Origin of the sequence: Aeromonas sp. FDAARGOS 1419 (assembly GCF_019047045.1) — a bacterium.
Classification (GTDB): Bacteria; Pseudomonadota; Gammaproteobacteria; order Enterobacterales; family Aeromonadaceae; genus Aeromonas; species Aeromonas veronii.
This window is the reverse complement of record NZ_CP077209.1, coordinates 728472-750671: the sequence shown is the minus strand read 5'-3', so window position 1 is coordinate 750671 and position 22200 is coordinate 728472. Positions and strand designations below refer to the sequence as shown.

Annotated in this window: 23 protein-coding genes; 2 read left to right on the top strand and 21 right to left on the bottom strand. The window is 58.6% G+C overall.

What is annotated here, in order from left to right; translation table 11 throughout:
- Window positions 1-131 precede the first annotated feature (131 nt).
- On the top strand, window positions 132-1616 hold the full coding sequence (mltF, locus tag I6L49_RS03255) for a membrane-bound lytic murein transglycosylase MltF (protein ID WP_005344877.1): 1485 nt from the start codon (window positions 132-134) through the stop codon (window positions 1614-1616).
- 373 nt (window positions 1617-1989) lie between these two features.
- Here the strand turns inward: mltF and I6L49_RS03250 are convergent, their stop codons facing one another.
- The 20 genes from I6L49_RS03250 to trmJ all read right to left on the bottom strand — a co-directional run bounded on the left by I6L49_RS03250 (window position 1990) and on the right by trmJ (window position 20972).
- The gene (locus tag I6L49_RS03250; RefSeq protein WP_202002817.1) at window positions 1990-2214 is read right to left on the bottom strand and encodes a zinc ribbon domain-containing protein; all 225 of its coding nucleotides are present in this window, start codon (window positions 2212-2214) and stop codon (window positions 1990-1992) included.
- A 124-nt stretch (window positions 2215-2338) separates the two neighbouring features.
- Window positions 2339-3835 (bottom strand): ribosome biogenesis GTPase Der, encoded by a 1497-nt coding sequence (der, locus tag I6L49_RS03245; RefSeq protein ID WP_005333794.1) that lies wholly within the window; start codon window positions 3833-3835, stop codon window positions 2339-2341.
- A 74-nt stretch (window positions 3836-3909) separates the two neighbouring features.
- Window positions 3910-5094 (bottom strand): outer membrane protein assembly factor BamB, encoded by a 1185-nt coding sequence (gene bamB / locus I6L49_RS03240; RefSeq protein WP_005333796.1) that lies wholly within the window; start codon window positions 5092-5094, stop codon window positions 3910-3912.
- Complete coding sequence (locus I6L49_RS03235; RefSeq protein ID WP_005351053.1) at window positions 5087-5737, bottom strand: tetratricopeptide repeat protein; 651 nt, start codon at window positions 5735-5737, stop codon at window positions 5087-5089. The genes bamB and I6L49_RS03235 overlap by 8 nt, the downstream gene beginning before the upstream one ends.
- 3 nt (window positions 5738-5740) lie before the next feature.
- On the bottom strand, window positions 5741-7018 hold the full coding sequence (hisS, locus tag I6L49_RS03230) for a histidine--tRNA ligase (RefSeq protein WP_005351051.1): 1278 nt from the start codon (window positions 7016-7018) through the stop codon (window positions 5741-5743).
- Window positions 7019-7156: 138 nt separating this feature from the next.
- Window positions 7157-8272, bottom strand: coding sequence for a flavodoxin-dependent (E)-4-hydroxy-3-methylbut-2-enyl-diphosphate synthase (ispG, locus tag I6L49_RS03225; protein ID WP_216950592.1), 1116 nt, complete (start codon window positions 8270-8272; stop codon window positions 7157-7159).
- A gap of 10 nt (window positions 8273-8282) precedes the next feature.
- Window positions 8283-9251, bottom strand: coding sequence for a cytoskeleton protein RodZ (gene rodZ, locus I6L49_RS03220; protein WP_216950591.1), 969 nt, complete (start codon window positions 9249-9251; stop codon window positions 8283-8285).
- The gene (gene tapF, locus I6L49_RS03215; protein ID WP_204383027.1) at window positions 9241-10032 is read right to left on the bottom strand and encodes a type IV pilus biogenesis/stability protein PilW; all 792 of its coding nucleotides are present in this window, start codon (window positions 10030-10032) and stop codon (window positions 9241-9243) included. The genes rodZ and tapF overlap by 11 nt, the downstream gene beginning before the upstream one ends.
- A gap of 11 nt (window positions 10033-10043) precedes the next feature.
- Window positions 10044-11147, bottom strand: a complete 1104-nt coding sequence (locus I6L49_RS03210) for a bifunctional tRNA (adenosine(37)-C2)-methyltransferase TrmG/ribosomal RNA large subunit methyltransferase RlmN (protein ID WP_005344856.1) — start codon at window positions 11145-11147, stop codon at window positions 10044-10046.
- Window positions 11148-11314: 167 nt separating this feature from the next.
- A complete protein-coding gene (gene ndk / locus I6L49_RS03205) occupies window positions 11315-11743 on the bottom strand; it encodes a nucleoside-diphosphate kinase (protein WP_005333805.1) in 429 nt (142 codons plus the stop codon).
- A gap of 267 nt (window positions 11744-12010) precedes the next feature.
- On the bottom strand, window positions 12011-13294 hold the full coding sequence (pepB, locus tag I6L49_RS03200; RefSeq protein WP_005359802.1) for an aminopeptidase PepB: 1284 nt from the start codon (window positions 13292-13294) through the stop codon (window positions 12011-12013).
- Window positions 13291-14595, bottom strand: coding sequence for an aminopeptidase PepB (gene pepB, locus I6L49_RS03195; RefSeq protein WP_216950590.1), 1305 nt, complete (start codon window positions 14593-14595; stop codon window positions 13291-13293). Before pepB (I6L49_RS03195) ends, pepB (I6L49_RS03200) begins: the two co-directional genes overlap by 4 nt.
- A gap of 173 nt (window positions 14596-14768) precedes the next feature.
- Window positions 14769-15107 (bottom strand): ISC system 2Fe-2S type ferredoxin, encoded by a 339-nt coding sequence (fdx, locus tag I6L49_RS03190; RefSeq protein ID WP_005333808.1) that lies wholly within the window; start codon window positions 15105-15107, stop codon window positions 14769-14771.
- Between the two features lies 1 nt (window position 15108).
- On the bottom strand, window positions 15109-16956 hold the full coding sequence (gene hscA, locus I6L49_RS03185; protein WP_005351033.1) for a Fe-S protein assembly chaperone HscA: 1848 nt from the start codon (window positions 16954-16956) through the stop codon (window positions 15109-15111).
- A 28-nt stretch (window positions 16957-16984) separates the two neighbouring features.
- A complete protein-coding gene (gene hscB, locus I6L49_RS03180) occupies window positions 16985-17503 on the bottom strand; it encodes a co-chaperone HscB (protein ID WP_005344846.1) in 519 nt (172 codons plus the stop codon).
- 118 nt (window positions 17504-17621) lie between these two features.
- Complete coding sequence (iscA, locus tag I6L49_RS03175) at window positions 17622-17945, bottom strand: iron-sulfur cluster assembly protein IscA (protein ID WP_005333812.1); 324 nt, start codon at window positions 17943-17945, stop codon at window positions 17622-17624.
- Window positions 17946-17960: 15 nt separating this feature from the next.
- Window positions 17961-18344, bottom strand: a complete 384-nt coding sequence (gene iscU / locus I6L49_RS03170) for a Fe-S cluster assembly scaffold IscU (RefSeq protein WP_005333813.1) — start codon at window positions 18342-18344, stop codon at window positions 17961-17963.
- A gap of 41 nt (window positions 18345-18385) precedes the next feature.
- Window positions 18386-19600, bottom strand: coding sequence for an IscS subfamily cysteine desulfurase (locus I6L49_RS03165; RefSeq protein WP_021229687.1), 1215 nt, complete (start codon window positions 19598-19600; stop codon window positions 18386-18388).
- Between the two features lie 53 nt (window positions 19601-19653).
- The gene (iscR, locus tag I6L49_RS03160; RefSeq protein WP_026035025.1) at window positions 19654-20157 is read right to left on the bottom strand and encodes a Fe-S cluster assembly transcriptional regulator IscR; all 504 of its coding nucleotides are present in this window, start codon (window positions 20155-20157) and stop codon (window positions 19654-19656) included.
- 92 nt (window positions 20158-20249) lie between these two features.
- Window positions 20250-20972 carry a tRNA (cytosine(32)/uridine(32)-2'-O)-methyltransferase TrmJ gene (gene trmJ, locus I6L49_RS03155; protein ID WP_216950589.1) on the bottom strand — a complete coding sequence of 241 codons (723 nt, stop codon included), beginning with the start codon at window positions 20970-20972 and terminating at the stop codon, window positions 20250-20252.
- Between the two features lie 187 nt (window positions 20973-21159).
- On the opposite strand from trmJ, the gene I6L49_RS03150 reads away from it, so the two are divergent.
- Window positions 21160-21576: a hypothetical protein gene (locus I6L49_RS03150; RefSeq protein WP_005351023.1), complete on the top strand. Its 417-nt coding sequence runs from the start codon at window positions 21160-21162 to the stop codon at window positions 21574-21576.
- Here the strand turns inward: I6L49_RS03150 and I6L49_RS03145 are convergent.
- Window positions 21529-22062: an SCP2 domain-containing protein gene (locus I6L49_RS03145; RefSeq protein ID WP_005344837.1), complete on the bottom strand. Its 534-nt coding sequence runs from the start codon at window positions 22060-22062 to the stop codon at window positions 21529-21531. The genes I6L49_RS03150 and I6L49_RS03145 overlap by 48 nt on opposite strands.
- Window positions 22063-22200: the final 138 nt, after the last annotated feature.

The following is a 22200-nucleotide window of genomic DNA, read 5'->3' as shown; positions in this document are numbered from 1 at the left end:
TTTTAAAGTGGGGGGGAATTGAGACGCGCGTATTATAGGGATCTGGCTCACAGCGGACAAACGTTTTTCTCACTTCGTGCAGTGTGACTCTGCGCACACTCTCTGGTATAAAGGTGCCTCTTTTTTGACAAATGCCGATTTTTTCAACAAAGGTACTAACCTACTTGCGCTGCATTTTTCGACTGTTTATCGGGCTATTGTTGACGCTGACGCTGGTTGGCTGCGACTTCTATAGCCCCTCCAGCCAGCTGGAGCAGATCCGCCAGCGAGGCGAGATCCGGGTTGGCACCATCTATGGTCCCACCTCCTATTACCAGCGTGATGACCTCGCCCAGGGGTTCGATTACGAGCTGGCGCAAAATTATGCCGACTGGTTGGGGGTGAAACTCACCATCATCCCGGTCGACACCACTGACCAACTGGTCACCCTGCTGAAAAAGGGCAAACTCGATCTGGCTGCGGCCGCCATCATGGTCACCCCCGAGCGACGCGAGCTGTTTCGCTTCGGCCCGGGCTTCTACCAGGTCTCCCCCAAACTGGTCTACCGCAACGGCAAACCCAAGCCGGCCTCATTGAACGATATCAAGGGCAAGCTGGTGGTGGCCGCCGGCTCCACCGGGGAAGATCTGCTCAAAGAGATGAGCAAAGAGAATCCGAAACTAGCCTGGAGCACCAGCGACAACGCCGATGTGGAGGAGCTGCTCAAGCAGGTGGTGGATGGCAAGATTGACTACACGGTGGTGCAAGATACCGTGCTGGCCCGTACCCAGCGCTACTACCCGGAGCTCACCGAGGGGCTGACCCTGGCCCAGAAGCAGACCGTTGCCTGGGCCATGAGCAAGCTGCCCGATGACAGCCTCTATGCCAGCGTGATCGACTTCTTCGGTCAGCGCTTTATGGATGGTGCCATCGCCAAGCTCGACGAGAAGTACTTCGGCCACGTGCAGAACTTCGACTTTGTCGATACCCGTACCTTCCTCAAGCGCGCCAAGAGCCTGCTGCCCAAGTACCAGCCGCTGTTCCAGACTCACGCCAAGAATATCGACTGGCGTCTGCTCGCCGCCATCAGCTATCAGGAGTCTCACTGGGACCCGCAGGCCCGCTCTTACACCGGCGTGCGCGGCATGATGATGCTGACCGAGCCCACCGCCAAGGCGATGGGAGTCAACGACCGGCTTCATCCGGAAGAGAGCATCAAAGGTGGCTCCCTCTATCTGCAACAGATGATGGAGAAGGTGCCGGATTCGGTGCCCGATGATGAGAAGGTGTGGTTTGCCCTCACCGCCTACAACATCGGTTACGGCCACATGATGGATGCCCGCCGCCTGACCAAAGAGCTTGGCAAGAATCCCGACGCCTGGAGCGATGTGAAGGAGGTGCTGCCGTTGCTGCAACAGGCGCGCTGGCACCGCAAGGTACGTTACGGCTATGCCCGTGGCAGCGAGGCGCGCAACTATGTCAACAACGTGCGCCAGTATTACCAGAGTCTGCTCTGGCTCGACAACGAGCAGCAGAAGGCACATCAGCGGGAGAGTCTCGACAACGACAGCGAGCCCGAGCTGGCCGAGCGCCCCACCGCCATTGCCGAAGTGGTCAATCAGATCACCATGCGCTAACCAGCCATTATTCGGCTGTTTTCACGCAAACTTCTCTGTTACCATCGATTCACATCGGAGCCTATCCGAAATCGCATTGTTTTCATTATGTTGAGAGATTAAATAACAGCAATTTCGGATGGGCTCCATCAATGACCCAAGGCCGGGATGGCCACCTGAGTTGGGAGGAGACCAAGATGCAAAAACGTAGAAAAATCAGTCTGGTCAGAAAAGCGAAGTGCAGCTGGAGCCCCAGACGCAAACTCAAGCTTAATGACATCAAGCGCAATCTGTGGCGCAGAAATCGATCCTATACCCTGCTTATTGCAGAGCACACAGCATAAACCCGGCATTCGCCGGGTTTTTTTATCTTCTTTCTCACCTGAATACTGTCTTACACCAGCGCCGCCTTGAACTGTACCGATCGCTTGGAGATCAGCGAGTTGCAGTTGTTGCAGAAGTAATCCACTGCGCCGCACGCCTTGAGACGCTCCAGCTCCTGTTGGCAGGTGGGGCAGATGGCCGTGACGCGAACAGGGGCCTGGCACTGGCCACAGGTTTGCTCCTTGCTGCGGGTGTCCAGTTCAGCCTGGCATGATGGACAAAGCAGGGCTTCCATAATCAACTCCTCGAAAAGTGGATCTGCCATGGTCTTGTTCCATGGCAGATCCCCCTCCCCTTATTCCTCACCTTAACATGGCGAGGATAACAAAGCGGCTGCCGGTGAGGGCAGCCGCAAGGACTTATTTCTTCTTCATTTTCAGCAGGCGTTTGCGCTGACGTTCCTGACTCAGGGTCATGGTGTTCTTCTTGCCTTCAAACGGGTTGACCGACTCCTGGAACTCGACCCGGATCGGCGAGCCCATGATCTTGAGGGACTTGCGGAAGTAGTTGATCAAATACCGCTTGTAGGAGTCCGGCAAGTCGTTCAGCTGGTTGCCGTGGATCACAATGCGCGGCGGGTTGTAGCCACCGGCGTGGGCATACTTGAGCTTGACGCGGCGACCATTGACCATCGGCGGCTGGTGATCTTCCTGCGCCATCTGCATGATGCGGGTCAGCATGGCCGTGCTGGTACGACGGGTGGCGGACTGGTAAGCCTCCTGAATGGATTCAAACAGATGGCCGACACCGCTGCCGTGCAGGGCGGAGATGAAGTGAACACGAGCAAAGTCGATGAAGCCCAAGCGACGATCCAGCTCGTTCTTCACATCCTCTTTCACCTTCTGATCCAGGCCATCCCATTTGTTTACCACCAGCACCACGGAGCGACCGGCGTGGAGCACATAGCCAAGGATGCTCAAGTCCTGATCGGTGATGGTCTCCTGGGCGTCGATCACCAGCAGGCAGACGTTGGCATCTTCAATGGCTTTCAAGGTCTTGATAACGGAGAACTTCTCCACCGTCTCGTGCACCTTGCCACGACGACGCACACCGGCTGTGTCGATGACCACATACTTCTGCTCGTCACGCTCCATTGGAATGTAAACGGAGTCACGGGTAGTGCCGGGCATGTCATAGACAATGACCCGATCTTCACCCAGCATACGGTTGGTCAGGGTAGATTTACCGACGTTGGGACGACCAACGATGGCGAACTTGATGGGCAGGTCGGCAAACGGGGTCTCCTTGGTGTCCTCTTTGGTATCGAGTTCACCGGCAGCCACCATGCGCAGCAGGGCTTCTTCGTCGAAGTCCTCCTCTTCCTCATCCTGCGCATCTTCATCGGTAGCGGAGTCGACCAGGGTCTCCAGATGGGGAGCCAGGGCCAGTTCCAGCAGGCTCAGCACGCCACGACCGTGAGCGGCCGCGATCTGGTAGACCTCGCCCAGCGCCAGACCGTAGAACTCGGAGACCGCGGAATCACCGTCGATACCGTCGGTCTTGTTGGCCACCAGAAATACCTTCTTGTGGGCCTTGCGCAGGTGCTCGGCAATGGCTTGATCCGCCGCGGTCAGGCCTGCACGGGCATCCACCATGAACAGCACGACGTCCGCTTCTTCGATGGCCAGCAGGGATTGCTCGGCCATCTTCAGCTCGATTCCCTCTTCGGTGCCATCGATACCGCCGGTATCGACCACGATAAATTCCAGCTCGCCCAACTTCGCCTGACCGTATTTACGGTCCCGGGTCAGACCGGGAAAATCGGCAACCAGGGCATCCCGAGTACGGGTCAAGCGGTTAAACAGGGTGGATTTCCCCACGTTGGGGCGGCCCACCAGGGCTACTACAGGAGTCATAAAAGCCTCATTCTCAAGACGACAAAGGCTCCGGGTCCGAAGACCAGGAGCCGGATATTCACATTATCGGACGATCAAGGACGCTTGAGGGCGTACAACTTGCCGTCACGGCTCTGCACATACAGGGTCTCGCCATCCACCAGCGGGGCGGCGTAGAGACCACTGCTATCGAGCTGCTGCATCGCCTTGATGGTACCGTCGGTACGATCAAGCCAATACAGGTATCCTTCCACATCACCCACCACCACATAGTCACCGAAGATGACAGGTGCAGTGACGGTACGATTTTCCAGCTGGGTGTTTGACCACAGCTCCAGACCGTTGCGACGGTCGATGGCAAACAGATGGCTGCGGCTGTCGGTCAGCACGATGGCATTGCCAGTCATCGCCAGATCGCGATAGCCGGAATACTTGCGCTTCCACACTTCATCACCGGTCATCAGTTTGCGCGCCATCAGCTGACCGTTGTAGGCGATGGCATAGAGCTCATCACCGGCGATCAGCGGGCTGGCATCGACGTCAACCATGCGGTCCAGCTCGGTGGCACCGCGCGGATCAGCCACCTTGGACTGACGCACCGGCTGGCCGTTGCTCAGCAGGGCGATGCCCACCTTGCCATCGGCACGACCGTAAATCACGGCGCCGTTGGTGATCACCGGAGCACCGGCACTGCGCAGGGTCAGCGGCGGCTGCTCTTCGGAGAGCGACCACTGCATCTTGCCTTCGTCGGTATCGAGCGCAATCAAGCGACCGGAGGTGGTCAACACCACCACGCGGCCATCTTCCACCGCAGGGCTTGCCACCACTTCGCCGGGCACATTGGTCTGCCACAGCACTTCGCCATTCTCTTCGTTCAGGGCGTAAACCACCCCGTTCTCGGAGCCGAGGAACAGCTTGCCGTAACGGGAGACCAGACCACCGGAGAGGCGGGCGCTGCGCTTGTCGGCGTTGACCGGCAGGTCGGCCAGATCGACGGTCCAGAGGCGATCGCCACTGGCACGGTCAAAGGCGCTGACATCGCCGTCGCGGGCCGCTGCGTAGATGCGATCCTCTTCCACCACCGGCTTGAGCTGGGAGTAGAAGTCACCGATACCATCACCCACAGTAGATGACCATGCGGTGTCTGCAGTGAAGGCAGATTCAACCTTGGGCAGCGGCGCCATCGGGTTGAGATCCTCTTCGGAACTGAACAGGGAGCAACCCTGCAGAGCGAAGGAGACCGCAGCCCCCAGCGCCACCATCTTGAATAGATTACGCATCCGGTGCCTCACCAGTCGCAACGGCCGGCAGGGCCAGATCGTCCATTTTCAGCTTGAGCTCGGCGCTACCCTGCAGGCCGCCGGCATCCGCCGCCGCCTGATAGGCATCACGAGCCTCTTCGGTCTTGCCCTGCTTTTGCAGCACATCACCACGGGCTTCGGCTACCTGCGCCTTGAAGGCCTCATTCTGGATGGTCGCCAGCTTGGCCAGCGCTTCATCTGCCTTGCCCTGATCATTCAGCACACGGGCCAGACGCAGCGCCGCGATGGGACGAATGCTCTCGTCACCCGTGGTCGCCACCAGATTCAGCTGCTCGGCAGCCAGATCCAGCTTACCCGCTTTGACGGCAGCGGCAGCCAGTTGCAACGCGGCCAGTTCACCGTAGGAATCACCCTTGTTGGCGGTAACAAACTGCTGTGCCTGCTCGAAACCGGCGGCATCGCCCTTGGCCAGCTGCTCAATCACCTGGTTGTAAGAGTGGGAGGAGGCCTCCATGGTCTCTTGCTGGTGCTGGTTGTAATAGCGCCAGCCGAACAGACCGACCAGACCGATCACGGTCCCGGCAATCACCGAGGTTCCGTTCTCTTTCCACCACTCCTTGATAACCTCAACCTGTTGTTCTTCGGTGGTATAGACTTCCACAGCTTACTCTCCTTTGGCTGCCAGCAGGGCAATGGCGGCGTCAACCTTGACGGTCTGTTGCTCGGCCTGACCACGCAGATATTTGATAGTGATCTCCCCGTTTTGCACCTCGGTCTCACCAAGGATCAGGGCGATTGCCGCGCCGCTCTTGTCGGCACGTTTGAGTTGTTTCTTGAAGTTGCCACCACCGCAGTGGCTCATGAGGCGCAGATCCGGCAGGGCATCGCGCAGACGCTCGGCCAGCTGGAAGCCAGCCTGTTCGGTCCCCTCGCCCACCATCGCCAGATAAACATCCACCGCCGGGCGGATATCGGCGTTGAGCTCGAGAGTTTCCAGCATCAGCACCAGACGTTCCATGCCCATGGCGAAGCCCACGGCAGGGGTCGGTTGACCGCCCAGCTGCTCTACCAGACCATCGTAACGACCACCGGCGCAGACGGTGCCCTGGGCACCCAGACTGCTGGTGACCCACTCGAACACGGTCAGGTTGTAGTAGTCAAGACCACGCACCAGACGCTCGTTCACTTCGTATTTGATACCGGCAGACTCGAGCAGGCGCTTGAGCCCCTCGAAGTGGGCCAGGCTCTCTTCGCCCAGATGGTCGAACAGACGCGGGGCACCCGCCAAAATGGCCTGCACCTTTTCATCCTTGGAGTCGAGCACCCGCAGCGGGTTGCTGTACATACGGCGCTGGCTCTCTTCGTCCAGCTGCTCCTTGTACTGCTCCAGATAGGCCACCAGCGCATCGCGGTAAGCGGCACGCTCGGCGCTCTGACCCAGGGTGTTGAGCTGCAGGGTGACATGCTCGCTGATGCCAAACAGACGCCACAGACGGTGGGTCAGCATGATCAGCTCAGCGTCGATGTCCGGCCCGTTGATGCCAAACAGCTCGACACCGAACTGGTGGAACTGGCGATAACGGCCCTTCTGGGGACGCTCGTGACGGAACATGGGGCCCATGTACCACATCCGGCGTTCCTGGTTGTAGAGCAGACCGTGTTCGATACCGGCACGGACGCAGCTGGCGGTCCCTTCCGGACGCAGGCTCAGGCTGTCGCCGTTACGGTCTTCAAAGGTGTACATCTCTTTTTCGACCACGTCGGTCACTTCACCGATGGCGCGCTTGAACAGATGAGTCTGCTCGACAATCGGCATGCGCACTTCGCTGTAGCCATAGCTGGCAACGACCTGGCGCAGGATCTGTTCAACCTTCTGCCATACCGGGCTCTGCTCCGGCAGGCAATCATTCATACCGCGAATAGCTTGGATCTGTTTTGCCACGTTGATACTCGAGAAAAAGAGGTAAAATTTGGCCGCATTATAGGGATTTTCCCCCCCAAGGTAAAATCAGGGAATCCGGATGCGGGATTTAAAATCAGTCACCTGGAAAAAGGGCCACCCAATGTGGCCCTGTTTCGCTCACTCCTTGTCCATCGGGATCCGGTTGGCGGGATCCAGCATGGCGGCGCGGGCGCGAATGCGGCGCTCCAAAGTTGGAATGAGATCCTTGTTGTCGAGCCGATCGACCCGCTGGCCCCCTTCATAGAAGGCACTCTTGTTGGCGGCACCGGCCAGACCAAGGTCGGAGACCAGCGCTTCGCCCGGGCCATTCACCACACAGCCGATGATGGAGACATCCATCGGGGTGATGATGTCTTCGAGCCGCTCTTCCAGTGCGTTGACGGTAGCGATCACATCGAACTCCTGCCGTGAGCAGGATGGGCAAGCGATAAAGTTGATGCCACGGGAGCGAATACGCAGGGATTTGAGGATATCGAAACCGACCTTCACCTCCTCCACAGGATCCGCCGCCAGCGAGATACGCAGGGTATCGCCGATGCCGTCGGTAAGCAGCATGCCCAGACCGATGGCAGACTTCACCGCGCCGGCACGGAAACCGCCCGCTTCGGTGATGCCAAGGTGCAGCGGCTGTTCAATCTGCTTGGCTAGGAGGCGATAGGCACCGACTGCCAGGAACACATCGGAGGCCTTGACGCTCACCTTGAAGTCCTGGAAATCGAGGCGATCGAGATAGTCCACGTGACGCATGGCGGACTCTACCAGCGCCTCTGGGGTCGGCTCGCCGTACTTCTCCTGGATATCTTTCTCCAGCGACCCGCCATTGACCCCGATACGGATCGGGATATTGAGGTCGCGCGCGCAATCGACCACAGATCGCACCCGCTGCTCGTTACCGATGTTGCCCGGGTTGATACGCAGGCAGTCGGCACCGTACTCGGCCACTTTCAGGGCGATGCGATAGTCGAAGTGGATATCGGCAACGATGGGAATGCGGATCTGCTGTTTGATGAGCCGGAAGGCTTCCGCCGCTTCCATGGTGGGCACGGAGACACGGACGATATCGGCACCGACCCGTTCGATCCGCTGGATCTGCTCGATGGTAGCAGCAACATCTGTGGTCTTGGTGTTGGTCATGGTCTGCACGGTAATGGGGGCATCGCCCCCAACCGGTACATTACCAACCATGATCTGTCTGGATTTACGACGAATGATGGGTGATTCGTGAGAAGACATGGGAAACAGATTACTCCTGCGGCAGTGAGAAGCGGGCTGTACGACCGTTGTTGTAACGGCTCATATCAAACGACTGACCCTTGTAGTCAAGCTTGACGGCCATGGGCGCGCCAATGATGAACTTCAGGGGCTCGGCGCCTTCCAGCACCAGCTCGTCGTTGGCCTTCTTCAGACCACTGAACAGGGTCTTGCCGTTGGCATCCTTCACATCCAGCCAGCAATCGGCGGTGAAGCTCATCTTCAGTTGCGGCGCAGTCGCCGGATCAACGACAGCCTCTTCAGATTCGGTGCCATTGGCGCCGGATACCGCTGCATCGGTCGCAGTGCCGACAGCCGCACTGACATCGGTCGGGGCAACAGCCGCAGAAGCAGGCGCCAGGGTAGCAGTCGCATCGGAGATCACCGCAGGGGCAGCCACGTCCGTGGCGGCCGGTGCGATGGCAGTGCCTTCCACCGGAGCTGTGTTGATCGCATCGGGCGGCGTGATGGCAGGTTCAGCGGGAGTCGAACTGGTTGCACTCATCTCGGTGGCTGCCAGCGCTTCATCACCGGCGGAGCGGCGTGAAGTACTCTGCCACCACCAGGCGACCGAGAGCGCAATCAACACCAGGATCACCAGCCAGGTCACCACCTTGAGCCGACTGTCGTTGGCTTGCTGGCGGGAGCGACGGGAGAAGCTCTGCATGTCGATATTGTCGGGAGGGGTCAGACCCAGCTTGTCGTAAGCGGCCAGAATGGTCTCGTCGGGGATCCCGACCAGCTTGGCATAGGTACGCAAATAACCCCGAATAAAGGTGTGGGACGTGTGCTTGTCGTAGGTATCCGATTCGATAGCGGCGATCAGGGTCAGACGAAGGTGAATGCGGGACGCAACCTGTTCTCGTGTCCAGCCAAGCTGTTCACGGGCGTTGCGCAGCAATTGGCCTGGGCCTACTGCCTGGGAGTCGTCTTGGAAATCATGTTGCTGTTCAATAGTCATTGGCTAAATAACGCTTGGCTTGTTGCGAAGTGGGATATTGCCTTACCAGCTCAGTCCCGAATTGGTGAAGTAATGCCGGCTTGTCCATTGCCTGCGCCAGCCGAAGTCTCAACCAGAGACTCTCCTCGTTCTCGTCTGACACATCGGCAAAACGGGCGAGGTAGGACTGCACATCAGGCAGCTTGCCATCTTTCATGGAAAGCTCGGCCAAGTCCAGCAATAACCCTGGATTGCGGGGATTATACCCCAAGGCCAGGCGATAGTACTCGCCTGCTTTATCATTTCTGCGATTTTGCAGCGCACAAAGTGCCGCATTTTCATAGGTATCGGCAATTTTTACATAGCCTGGCTGAATAACAGCCTGATTGAACGCCTGATCTGCCTCGGCATACCTGCCGCGATCACAGAGGAAGGCACCATAGTTGTTCATTGCGTCAGCATTGGACGGATCCATGGCAAGGGCGTTCTTGTAATGGGTCTCGGCTGCCTTGAAATCTCCTACCTTCTGGAAAAAGTAGGCAAAACCGATCTGGATCTGGGGGTTGGAGGGGTCATACTGGAGGGCGCGGTCAAGATTGAACTTGGCCTGCTCGGCATTGCCCTGACGCAGGTACTGGATACCCAAGTCGAGGCGGGTTTGGGCAGCCGCCTTGAGGTCAGGACCCACTTCACGCTGGGTCGAATTCTGGCCAGCGTAAGTGGTCTCGGTCACACAGCCTGGCAGCGCGCAGAGCGCTGCCACTACGATCAATGTACGTGTATCCATTCCCTGTCTATACAATGGCTTAGCATTTAAACCATTTTGACGGAAATCCCATCCTGTTGCATCCGATTTTTGATAGTTCGCTTGGTACGGTCAATCACGTCACCCACCAGCTGACCACAGGCAGCATCGATGTCATCACCACGGGTCTTGCGGACAATCACGGTGAAACCGTACTCCATCAGCACCTTGGAGAAGCGATCGATACGGCTGTTGCTTGGCTTGCCGTAAGGGTTGCCCGGGAAGGGGTTGAACGGGATCAGGTTGATCTTGCTCGGAGTGTCCTTGAGCACCTTGGCCAGCTCGTGAGCATGCTGCATATCGTCATTGATATGATCGAGCAGCACATACTCGACGGTCACCCGACCACCGTTGGCATTGGATTTGGCCAGGTAACGACGGACACCGGCGAGGAACTCCTCGATGTTGTATTTGTCGTTGATCGGCATGATCTCTGAACGCAGCTTGTCGTTCGGGGCGTGCAGGGAGATAGCCAGCGCCACGTCGATCTGGTCGCCCAGCTTGTCCAGCGCAGGTACCACGCCAGAGGTGGAGATGGTCACCCGGCGCTTGGAGATGCCAAAGCCGTAGTCATCCATCATCAGACGCATGGCGGGCACCACGTTGGCGAGGTTGAGCAGCGGCTCGCCCATCCCCATCATCACAACGTTGGTGATGGGACGCTTGCCACCGACCACACGGGCAGCACGCCACACCTGACCGATGATCTCGGAGACTTTCAGATTGCGGTTGAAGCCTTGTTGAGCCGTGGAGCAGAACTTGCACTCCAGCGCACAGCCAACTTGAGAGGAGACGCAGAGGGTCGCGCGGTCATCTTCCGGGATGTAGACGGTCTCTACCTCCTGATCGCCCACCTGCAAGGCCCACTTGATGGTGCCATCGGCAGAGCGCTGCTCGCGGCTGATCTCGGGCGCCTTGATCTCGGCGATCGCCTTGAGGCGCTCTTTGAGCACCTTGTTGACGTTGGTCATCTGATCGAAATCATCACACCCAAAGTGATAGATCCACTTCATGACCTGATCTGCCCGGAATGGCTTCTCGCCCAGTTCGACGAAAAAGGCACGCATGGCATCCCGATCAAGATCCAGCAGGTTGATTTTTGTTTCGCTCATCAATGGCCTCAGTTCAAACACTTCATCAATTATTGGCTGACGACGTCAGGGGGCGGCATTGTACAAATAATGGGTCTGGCTTTCCACCTGGAGAATAGAGGGATATTGCGTAAACGGCGAAAACAACAAAGGGAGCCGAGGCTCCCTTGGGTCATCATCCACGTAAATCAGCCGCGCGGGCAGATCTCGTTGTCAGAGAAGAAGTAGGCAATTTCGCGGGCTGCGGATGCCGGTGCATCGGAGCCATGCACTGCGTTGCGATCGATGCTCTCGGCATAACAGGCACGCAAGGTACCAGCCAGCGCCTCTTTCGGGTTGGTAGCACCCATGATCTCGCGATTGCGACGGATGGCGTCTTCCCCTTCCAGCACCTGCACCATGACAGGACCAGAGGTCATGAAGCTGACCAGATTGTCATAAAAAGGCTTGCCCTGATGCTCGGCATAGAAACCGGCAGCCTGTTCACTGCTCATGTGCAGCATTTTGGATGCCACCACTTTCAAGCCTGCGCTTTCGAAACGGCTATAGATGGCACCGATCAGGTTCTTGCTGACAGCATCCGGTTTAACGATAGAGAAGGTACGTTCGATGGCCATTGATATCTTTCCTTAACTACAGAGTTTTATTGTTAGAATCCATGTTCGCTGGCGATTATACGTAAACAAAAACCGGAAAAACACACAAACGAGCAACTTTTTATTAAACATCACTCCCTTGCAATCAACATCCACACTCATCTTGACCGAGCAGAGCCGGAAAATATGTGCGCTTGCGCACGATAGTTACCTTAAGCCGCCAAAACCCCATCTTTTGTTCACAATTCGAACAGCATGAAAAAGGCACCCGAAGGTGCCTTGTCTCGCCTATTTGGCTTCCGCCAGCAGGGCCCGCGCTATGGTGCGCATCCCCAGGGTATTGGCCCCCGGCGCCCAGAGGGCATCGCCGTTGTCACTGAAGCAGGCGGCCAGATCGATATGCAACCAGCCCATCCCTTCGTTGGCAACGAAACGGGAGAGGAAACCCGCAGCGTTGGAGGCGCCACCCGGCCCGCCCCCCTTCACCGGACGGCTGTTGGCCGTGTCGGCGTAATGGGAGGGGCACTGCTGGCGGTGCCAGGGCTCCAGCGGCAGCGGCCAGGCAGGCTCATGCTCGGCATCGGCATAGGTCATGGCCCGGCTTACCAACCCTTTGTCGAGGCCGAACAGAGCATTGTAGCGCCCACCCAGCGCCATCACTGCAGCGCCGGTCAGGGTCGCGGCATCGATGATCAGCGGTGCGCCGGACTCGCTCGCCAGTTGCAGGCCGTCGGCCAGCACCAGCCGCCCCTCGGCATCGGTATTCACTATCTCGACCGTGGTGCCGTTCTTGTAGGTGAGGATGTCGCCCAGCTTGTAGGCGTGGCCGGAGACCAGGTTCTCGGCGCAGCAGAGGATCAGCTTCACCCGCTTGTCGAGCCCGCGCAGCATGGCCAGCGCCAGTGCACCGGTGACAATCGCCGCGCCCCCCATGTCGCACTTCATGGTGAGCATCCCCTCGGAGCTCTTCATGGAGTAGCCGCCGGAGTCAAAGGTGATCCCCTTGCCCACCAGCGCTGCCGCTACCGGCGCCTTGGGGTCACGTCCCGGGTTGAAGTCGAGCTCCAGCAATACCGGTTCGCGCGCACTGCCGCGGCCCACCTGATAGAGACCGACCCAGCCCGCCTGTTGCAGCGCTTCGCCTTTCAAAATGCGATGACTCACCTTGTCCGGCGCCAGCTCGGTGATAAATGAGGCCGCTTCCACCGCCAGCTCCAGCGGGCCCAACTGCTCCGGGGTGGCATTGGTCATCTCGCGCACCCAGCGGCCGCAGAGCCAACGCGCTTCCAGCTCCTCTCTGTCCTCTTCCGAGGACATGGCCCACTGCAGTTGCACCTCCGCCTTGGGGGTTTGCAGCCCTTGGGCAAAAGCCCACTGCTGTTCACGCTCCCAATGACCAGCCAGGGTCACTTTCTGGATCCCTTGCTGGCAGAGGCGACGGGCCGCCTGCTGGATATCGAGCAGCGGATTGGCCGTTACCAGATGGATCACCATGCCGTCGGCGCGGTGAGAGAGCAGCGCCCCCTCCCCCCACTCGGCCGGTGCAAATTCACGACTTAACCAGACATTCATGCGGTCACCTCCTGCAGCCAGCGGGCGATGGTACGCAGACCGTGCCCCTTGGCGCCGGTCGCCCAGAGATCGTTGCCCGATTTCTGATAAGAGGCTGCCAGATCCAGGTGCACCCAGCCTTTGCCCTCATCGCGCACGAAGCGGGAAAGGAACGCTGCAGCCGTGGTGGCACCGGCCGTGCCTTCGGCTGAGGCGACGTTGCCCAGATCGGCAAAGGCCGAGGTGAGCTGGCTGGCATGCCAGGGTTCTAGCGGAAGCGCCCACGCCTGTTCGTTTTCCACCTTGGCGGCGGCCAGCGCACGCAGCTGTTCGGTCTCATCGAGGGCAAACACCGCATTATAATCGCGCCCCAGCGCCATCTTGGCGGCGCCGGTCAGGGTGGCTGCGTCAAGGATATAAGCCGCACCGGTGTCGGAGGCCGCCATCAGGCCATCGGCCAGCACCAGACGACCTTCCGCATCGGTGTTCTGGATCTCGACCGAAACCCCGTTCTTGTAGGTGAGGATGTCGCCCAGCTTGAAGGCGTGGCCGGAGACCAGGTTCTCGGCGCAGCAGAGAATGAGCTTCACCCGCTGGTTCAGACCGCGGCTGATAGCCAGCGCCAGCGCGCCGGTCACCATGGCCGCGCCGCCCATATCGGACTTCATCGGCAGCATGTTGTCAGAGGACTTCATGGAGTAGCCACCGGAATCAAAAGTGATCCCCTTGCCCACCAGCGCCGCCACCACGGGCGCATTGCGATCACCGGTCGGGTTGTAGTCGAGCTCCAGCAGCACAGGCTCGCGCTCGCTGCCACGGCCAACCGACCAGATCCCGATATGGCCGGACTCGCGCAGCGCTTCACCGGCGGTGATGCGGGCAGTAATCTGATCCCCAGCCAGACCACGAATGAGCAACAGGGCCGATTCCGCCAGACTCATGGGGTAGATCTCTTCCGGACAGCCATTGGTGATGTCACGTACCCAGCGAGCCGCCTTGAGCAGCGCATCCAGTTCACGGGCTTCCGCGTTGCTCTGCTGGCCAAAATCCAGTTCACGCGCTCCCTTGGCGGCGTAGAATCCCTGGGCGAACGCATAGCGACGCTCCAGATCCCAGCCTTCACCGACCAGCGTCACCCGCTTGATCCCGCTCGATTCGAGGCGACGGGCGGCGCGCTGAACGGTGCGCAGAACATCCTTCTCCTGACCGGCGGCACCAAGATGGATCAGTGCCTCGTCGCCATTGAAACTGAGCTGGGCGCCCTCGCCCCAATAGGCGGCCGCAGCCTGGGTGGATAACGCTACCTTCATCATGTCAGCCATCGTGTTTGCTTCCTTTTTACTGGCACTATGTATAAGCACTCTTTATGGGAAAGAGCTTATTGGCAAAGAGAGAATAACGAATACAAAAAAGGCCGTGCCCACGAGGGTCACGGCCTTCCACCATATCACTGAAGCACCACAGGATGCTGCACGTGCAATTCACTCATGTGTAATTAATGGCGTTCAGAGGCAAGGTTCAGGGTGTACTTGGGCAGTTCCACCACCAGATCCTCGTCCGCCAGTTTTGCCTGGCAGCTGAGACGGGATTCCGGCTCCAGCCCCCACGCCTTGTCCAGCATGTCGTCTTCCAGCTCGTCGCTCGGCTCGAGCGAGTCGAAACCTTCGCGCACAACGCAGTGGCAGGTGGTGCAGGCACAGGATTTCTCGCAGGCGTGCTCGATTTCGATACCGTTGCGCAGCGCCACATCCAGAATGGTCTCGCCGCTTTGCCCCTCGAGGGCGGCGCCATCCGGACAGAGTACGGGATGAGGAAGAATGATCAGTTTTGGCATATTACACCTTGTTGACGTTTTGTCCGGTCAGCACCTTGCGGATGGAGGCGTCCATCCGGCGGGCTGCAAACTCGCCACTGACAGCATCGGCTGCCTCAATGGCTTCTTTGATTTGATGGGTTGCGCCGCTGTTGCGCATGGTCAGCAGATGGGCGATGGCGGCATCAATCTCGGCACGCTCGGCAGCATTGAGCAGGGCATCGCCATCAGCGGCCAGCGCGGCATTGAGACTCTCGACCACCCGGTCGGCTTCAACCTGCTGCTCGGCCAGCATGCGGGCATCCATATCCTGCTGGGCGTTCTCGATGGAGGCGCTCAGCATGTTGAGGATATCCTGCTCCGCCAGCCCGTAAGAGGGCTTAACCTGGATCTCGGCCTGCACGCCGGAGGATTTCTCCATGGCGCTGACCGAGAGCAGACCATCCGCATCCACCTGGAAGGTGACGCGAATATGGGCGGCGCCGGCTGCCATCGGCGGAATACCGGTCAGGGTAAAGCGGGCCAGGGAGCGGCAATCGGCCACCAACTCGCGTTCACCCTGTACCACGTGAATGGCCATGGCGGTCTGACCATCCTTGAAGGTGGTGAACTCCTGGGCGCGGGCAACCGGGATGGTAGTGTTGCGCGGGATCACCTTCTCGGCGAGGCCACCCATGGTCTCCAGACCCAGCGACAAGGGGATAACGTCCAGCAGCAGCATCTCGGCATCGGGCTTGTTGCCCACCAGAATATCGGCCTGGATGGCGGCGCCAATGGCGACCACCTTGTCCGGATCGATGCTGGTCAGCGGCGTACGCTGGAAGAACTCGCCCACCAGTTCACGCACCAGCGGCACCCGGGTGGAGCCACCGACCATCACCACTTCCAGCACTTCCACCTGCTCGAGACCGGCATCGCGCAGGGCGCGGCGACAAGCCAGCAAGGTCCGTTTCACCAGCGGGGTGATGAGCTCATCAAACTGGCTACGGCTCACTGAACCCTGCCAGCCAGCAAAGGTGCACGCCACCTGCTCGGCATCGGTCAGACCGTGTTTGACGGCCGCGGCCACATCCAGCAGCTCGCGCTGCAGATGGGCATCCAGCTCGCCGGAGAGGCCCGCTTGCTCCTTGATCCAGTCCGCCAGCAGGTGATCAAAATCATCACCGCCGAGGGCGGAATCGCCGCCGGTCGCCATCACTTCAAACACACCGCGGTGCAGACGCAGGATGGAGATATCGAAGGTGCCGCCCCCAAGATCGTAAACCGCGATCACCCCTTCCTGACCGGAGTCAAGGCCATAGGCAATCGCGGCCGCGGTCGGCTCGTTGAGCAGCCGCAGCACGTGCAGACCAGCCAGACGGGCGGCATCCTTGGTGCCCTGACGCTGGGCATCATCGAAATAGGCGGGCACGGTAATGACCACGCCATCGAGATCGCCACCCAGGGTCTGGGCACCACGCTCGGCCAGCTTTTTGAGAATTTCGGCCGATACCTGCACCGGATTGACCAGCCCCTGGCGGGTTTGCAGTTGCGGCATGCCATTGTCGGCGGCAACAAACTGGTAAGGCTGCTGGCGGGTATCGATATCGGCCAGCGCCTTGCCCATCATCCGTTTGACCGAGACGATGGTGTTGTGAGGATCGAGCGCCGCTTCGCGCTTGGCATCAATCCCGACTCGAATGGCGTCGCTTTGATAGTGCACCACTGACGGGAGCAGGTCGCGCCCTTGCTCATCGCAAAGGGTATCGGCGTGACCACTGCGAACCGCAGCGACGAGAGAGTTGGTGGTGCCAAGATCGATGCCGACGGCACGTTTGTGCTGATGAGGAACAGCGCTCTGGCCGGGTTCGGCGATTTGCAGTAATGCCATGGGTAATGAAACTTCCAGCGTTAAAGGATCAAGACTCGAGAAGCGAGTCTTCGAATCGTTCCAGCTCTTCGAGGAGCTTGTCGACAAACTTGAGTTTGCGAACGCAATCAGCGGCAACGAGATCTTTGCCGGCGGCAAGAGACTCGGTCAGCTGCTGCATCAACATCTGGTGATCATGCCTGATCTCGCTGCGAAAATCCTTGATGGCGCGCTCAGGGTCGGCGTCATCTTTCAGATCGGCCAGACGCTCGCGCCATTCAAGCTGCTGCATCAGAAAAGCCGTGTCTTGCAGGGTTTGCTGTTCGCCACGAATATCGGTGCCACGCAGAGAGAGCAGATATTCGGCACGGCGCAGCGGCGCCTTGAGGGTGGTGAATGCGTCGTTGATCTGGGCGGCACGCTGTACCGCTGCCAGCTGCTCCCGCTCGGGAGCAGTGGCGAAACGATCGGGATGAAACTGGGTCTGCAGCTGGCGGTAGGTGTCGGCCAACTGACGGGTATCGAGCTCGAAGCCTTCAACCAGCCCAAACAGCTCGAAATGATTCATGCAAACCTCTTGGGAACATTCGCCACAACCTCACTCGCCCCTGGCAAATGAGATCTGGTTGAACGGGTCATGGGAAACCCGCTCAACCACAGACGAAGGATCATTGACGTCAAACAACTCAGACACTGAAGCTTTCGCCGCAACCACACTCGCCTTTGGCGTTGGGATTGTTGAACTGGAAGCCCTCGTTGAGGCCCTCCTTGACGAAATCCAGCTCGGTGCCATCCAGATGGATCAGACTCTTGGCATCGACAATAATCTTGACGCCCTGCTGCTCGAACACCTGATCCTCATCGGTCAGTTCATCAACGAACTCAAGCACGTAGGCCAGACCGGAGCAGCCGGTGGTTTTGACGCCGAGGCGCAGGCCAATGCCCTTGCCCCGGTTAGCCAGAAAAGAGGAAACCCGTGCCGCGGCGGCATCTGTCATGGTAATAGCCATACTGCTCTCCGGCGCTTAGAGACCTTTCTTCTGCTTGTAATCGGCGATGGCGGCCTTGATGGCGTCCTCAGCCAGAATGGAGCAGTGGATCTTCACCGGTGGCAGGGCCAACTCTTCAGCGATATCGGTGTTCTTGATGCCAGCCGCTTCGTCCAGGGTCTTGCCCTTGACCCATTCGGTCACCAGGGAGCTGGAGGCGATGGCGGAACCGCAGCCGTAGGTCTTGAACTTGGCATCTTCGATGATGCCTTCGTCGCTGATCTTCAATTGCAACTTCATCACGTCGCCACAAGCGGGCGCACCGACCATGCCGGTTGCAACGCTGGGATCATTCTTGTCGAAACCACCGACGTTGCGAGGATTCTCGTAGTGGTCGATTACTTTTTCACTGTAAGCCATATCTCACTCCTGCTAATTCTGTTGCTCACTGACCAGATAGATCAGTGATGAGCCCATTCGACCGTGTTCAGATCGACGCCGTCTTTGTACATCTCCCACAGGGGGGACATCTCGCGCAGACGACCGATGGAGTCACGAATAAGCTTGACCGCGTAGTCAATCTCTTCCTCGGTGGTGAAGCGACCCATGCTGAAACGGATGGAGCTGTGTGCCAGCTCGTCGTTCAGGCCCAGTGCGCGCAGCACATAGGAGGGTTCCAGGCTGGCGGAGGTACAGGCCGAACCGGAAGAGACCGCCAAATCTTTCAGCGCCATGATGAGGGATTCCCCTTCCACATAGGCAAAGCTGACGTTGAGGTTGCCCGGAACACGCTGATCCAGATCGCCATTGATGTAGACGGCTTCAATATCCTTGATGCCATTCCACAGACGCTGGCGCAGAGCCAAGATGCGCTCGCCTTCACTCACCATCTCTTCTTTGGCGATGCGGAAAGCTTCGCCCATCCCGACGATCTGGTGGGTCGGCAGAGTACCGGAACGCATGCCGCGCTCGTGGCCGCCACCGTGCATCTGGGCTTCCAGACGAACGCGGGGTTTGCGGCGAACAAACAGTGCACCGATCCCTTTCGGACCATACACCTTGTGCGCAGAGACGGAGAGCAGGTCCACTTTCAGTGCTTCCACATCTACCGGGATCTTGCCCACACTCTGAACGGCATCCACGTGCAGCAGGATCTTGCGGGAACGGCACAACTCGCCGATGGCGGCAATGTTCTGAACCACGCCGATTTCGTTGTTCACATGCATGATGCTGACCAGGATGGTGTCATCACGCATGGCATTCTCGATCATCTCGATAGTGAACAGGCCGTTTGGCATCGGCTCAAGATAGGTCACCTCGAACCCTTCACGCTCCAGCTGGCGACAGGTATCGAGCACCGCCTTGTGTTCGGTCTTGGAGGTGATGATGTGCTTGCCCTTGCTGGCATAGAAGTGGGCAACACCCTTGATGGCCAGGTTATTGGATTCGGTCGCACCGGAAGTGAAGACGATCTCGCGGGGATCGGCACCGATCAGATCTGCCACTTGATTACGGGCCAGATCCACCGCTTCTTCGGCTTGCCAGCCAAAGCGGTGAGAACGGGAAGCCGGATTGCCGAACAGGCCATCCATGGTGAGACACTGCATCATTTTTTCTGCGACACGCGGGTCCACCGGACAGGTTGCCGAATAATCAAGGTAAATAGGCAGTTTCATGTTTTTCTCCGTCACAGTCCGGGTCATACAGAGTCCCGCTGTGGAAAGCACGTTTATAGTTGGACTTTCAAGCTCACATCGCCGTGTTCTGCCCGATCAACCAGGGACAACACGGTCTTCATTTGTTCATCTTGCTTGCCGGCAATGCGGCGCACATCGGCCTGGCGTACCAGCTCGGCCAGGGTAATATCCCCGAGGAAGCTGGAGATCCGCTCACTCAGGTCGCGCCACAGGGAGTGAGTCAGACACTGGGTACCACCGTGGCAGCCGCCCTTGCCGAGGCACTTGGTGGCATCGACCGACTCATCGACCGCGGTGATCACCTGACCAACCGAAATCTCGCCTGGGGCCAACCCGAGGCGATAACCACCACCCGGGCCACGCACGCTGCTCACCAGACCATGTTTGCGCAGGCGGGCAAAGAGCTGCTCGAGATAGGACAACGAGATGCCCTGGCGCTCGGAAATATCGGCAAGGGGGACGGGCCCCTGCTCTGCATGCAGCGCCACGTCGAGCATGGCGGTTACAGCGTAACGTCCTTTTGAAGTCAGTCTCATGTGCCTTACCGTCTTGCGAAGCAATTTAATGGGGCACATGGTCACATACCCGACCAAATCAGTCAAGTATATGGTTGAGTAAATCAGTCGGATTAATCCGGTACGTGCGCTTTCTGCACCGAGGTCAGAATACCGCGCAGAATGTTGAGCTCAGCTGCTTCCGGCCGAGCCCGATTGAACAGGCGACGCAGCTTGCTCATCACATGACCCGGATGGTCATCGGCAATAAAACCGGTCTTCATCAGGGTTTGTTCCAGGTGCTGATAAAACCCTTCCAGCTGGGCGGCACTCGGATAGGCCATCTCATCTTCAGGCTCGGCGGCCTGCCCCTGCAGCCAGCGCATCCGCACTTCGTAACAGAGGGTTTGCACCGCCATGGCCAGATTGAGAGAGCTGTAATCAGGATTGGCCGGAATGGCCACGTGGTAGTGGCACTTTTGCAATTCGTCGTTGGTAAGACCGGTGCGTTCACGGCCAAACACCAGCGCGACCGGGTGCTGCATCCCCTCAACCACCGACTTTTCGCCAGCTTCACGGGGATCGAGCATGGGCCAGCTCAGGGTTCGCGAGCGGGCGCTCGTGCCAATCACCAGACCACAATCAGCGATCGCGTCATCCAGTGTCGGGACGATACGGGCATTGGCAAGCACATCGCTGGCACCAGCCGCCAAGGCGAAGGCATTGTCATCCGGCAAGGCTTGCGGATCAACCAATACCAGCTGGATCAACCCCATGGTCTTCATGGCGCGTGCCGCAGACCCCATGTTGCCGGTATGAGAGGTGTTTACCAAAACGATACGAATCTGATCCAACATGCCCAGTCAATCTTCAGTCAAAAATGGCGCGCAATTGTAACATAAGAGAACACCATGTTGGCACCGTAAAAGCCGAGCCATTTCAGAACAAAACCACCCGTTTGTATAACAAACCAGCATGAGGGAAGTGAGAGGGGGGGACTAAACTTGATGGATATCCGATAAACGGCACAGGAGACACAACGCCATGCTTCCTCCCTTTATCTATGAGAGATTGCCCAGCCTCTACCTGCTGGCAGCCATTGCCATTATTACGTTGAGTGAACAGCCCCTGCTCTGGTTTGCAGGCGCCTTGCTGTTTATCGCCGGAGCGGTGACCTGGATGATGCGCTCCAGCTACCGACGTACCGATCTGATTATCTTTCCGAGCAAACGCTGGCTGCAGCCGGAGTGGCTGTATGAAGCGCAACCCTTCATCTGGCTGGCTGCGGGGCTTGCCATGTCACAGCTGCCCGCCCCTGCGGCACTCATCGCCTTGGTGCCCTGTCTGTGGGCCTGTCGCTGCCTCTGGGCACGGCACCATTATCGTCGCCATGCCCATGGGGTGATTGTCCACTTAAGACGGGATCCCGCCCGGCGCCGTCTGCACCGGAGCCTGCGCTGACTCGGTGCGGGCGCGTTCGATAAACGTCGCCAGATCCATCAAGGGATACTTCATCAGGCTTGGCAAGCCATCGAGATCCAGACTGTCCATCAGGTTTTTCACCTCAAGGCCCAGTTCGGTATCCCCTTCTATCTTCAGCTTGCGCTGGAAAAAGAGCGAGTCCGGATCCTCTTTGCGACCAGCGATGAGGATCAGGTCGTTGGCCGTACCGCTGAAGCAGACATCGGCCTTGTCACACTCGCGAGCTACCACCAGCTGGCCATTCTGCTCACTGATAAACCAGCACAGTTCCAGATCAGAGACTTCGACTTTCAGCCACTTGTCTGCCAGAAACTCGAAATCGCCATCTTCGATAGCCTCTTTGAAAACCCGGGCCAGCAAACTCTCCATCAGCTGCTTTTGCAGATTGAACGGAACCAGCTTGAGGGGATGGCGCAAGAAGCGCGGAGCCTGTTCGACCAGGCGGCGTTGCAGTTGTTGAAACACGATAGACTCCCTTTTTTGCGCATTCAAACACAGGGAGAGTGGCAAGATCCTGTTGGAAATCAAACTTGTGCAGGGTTACCTCAAGAAGGGTAAAGCCACACAAAGCTGCCTCAGGTCAAAAAGCGGGAGTGCATGGCT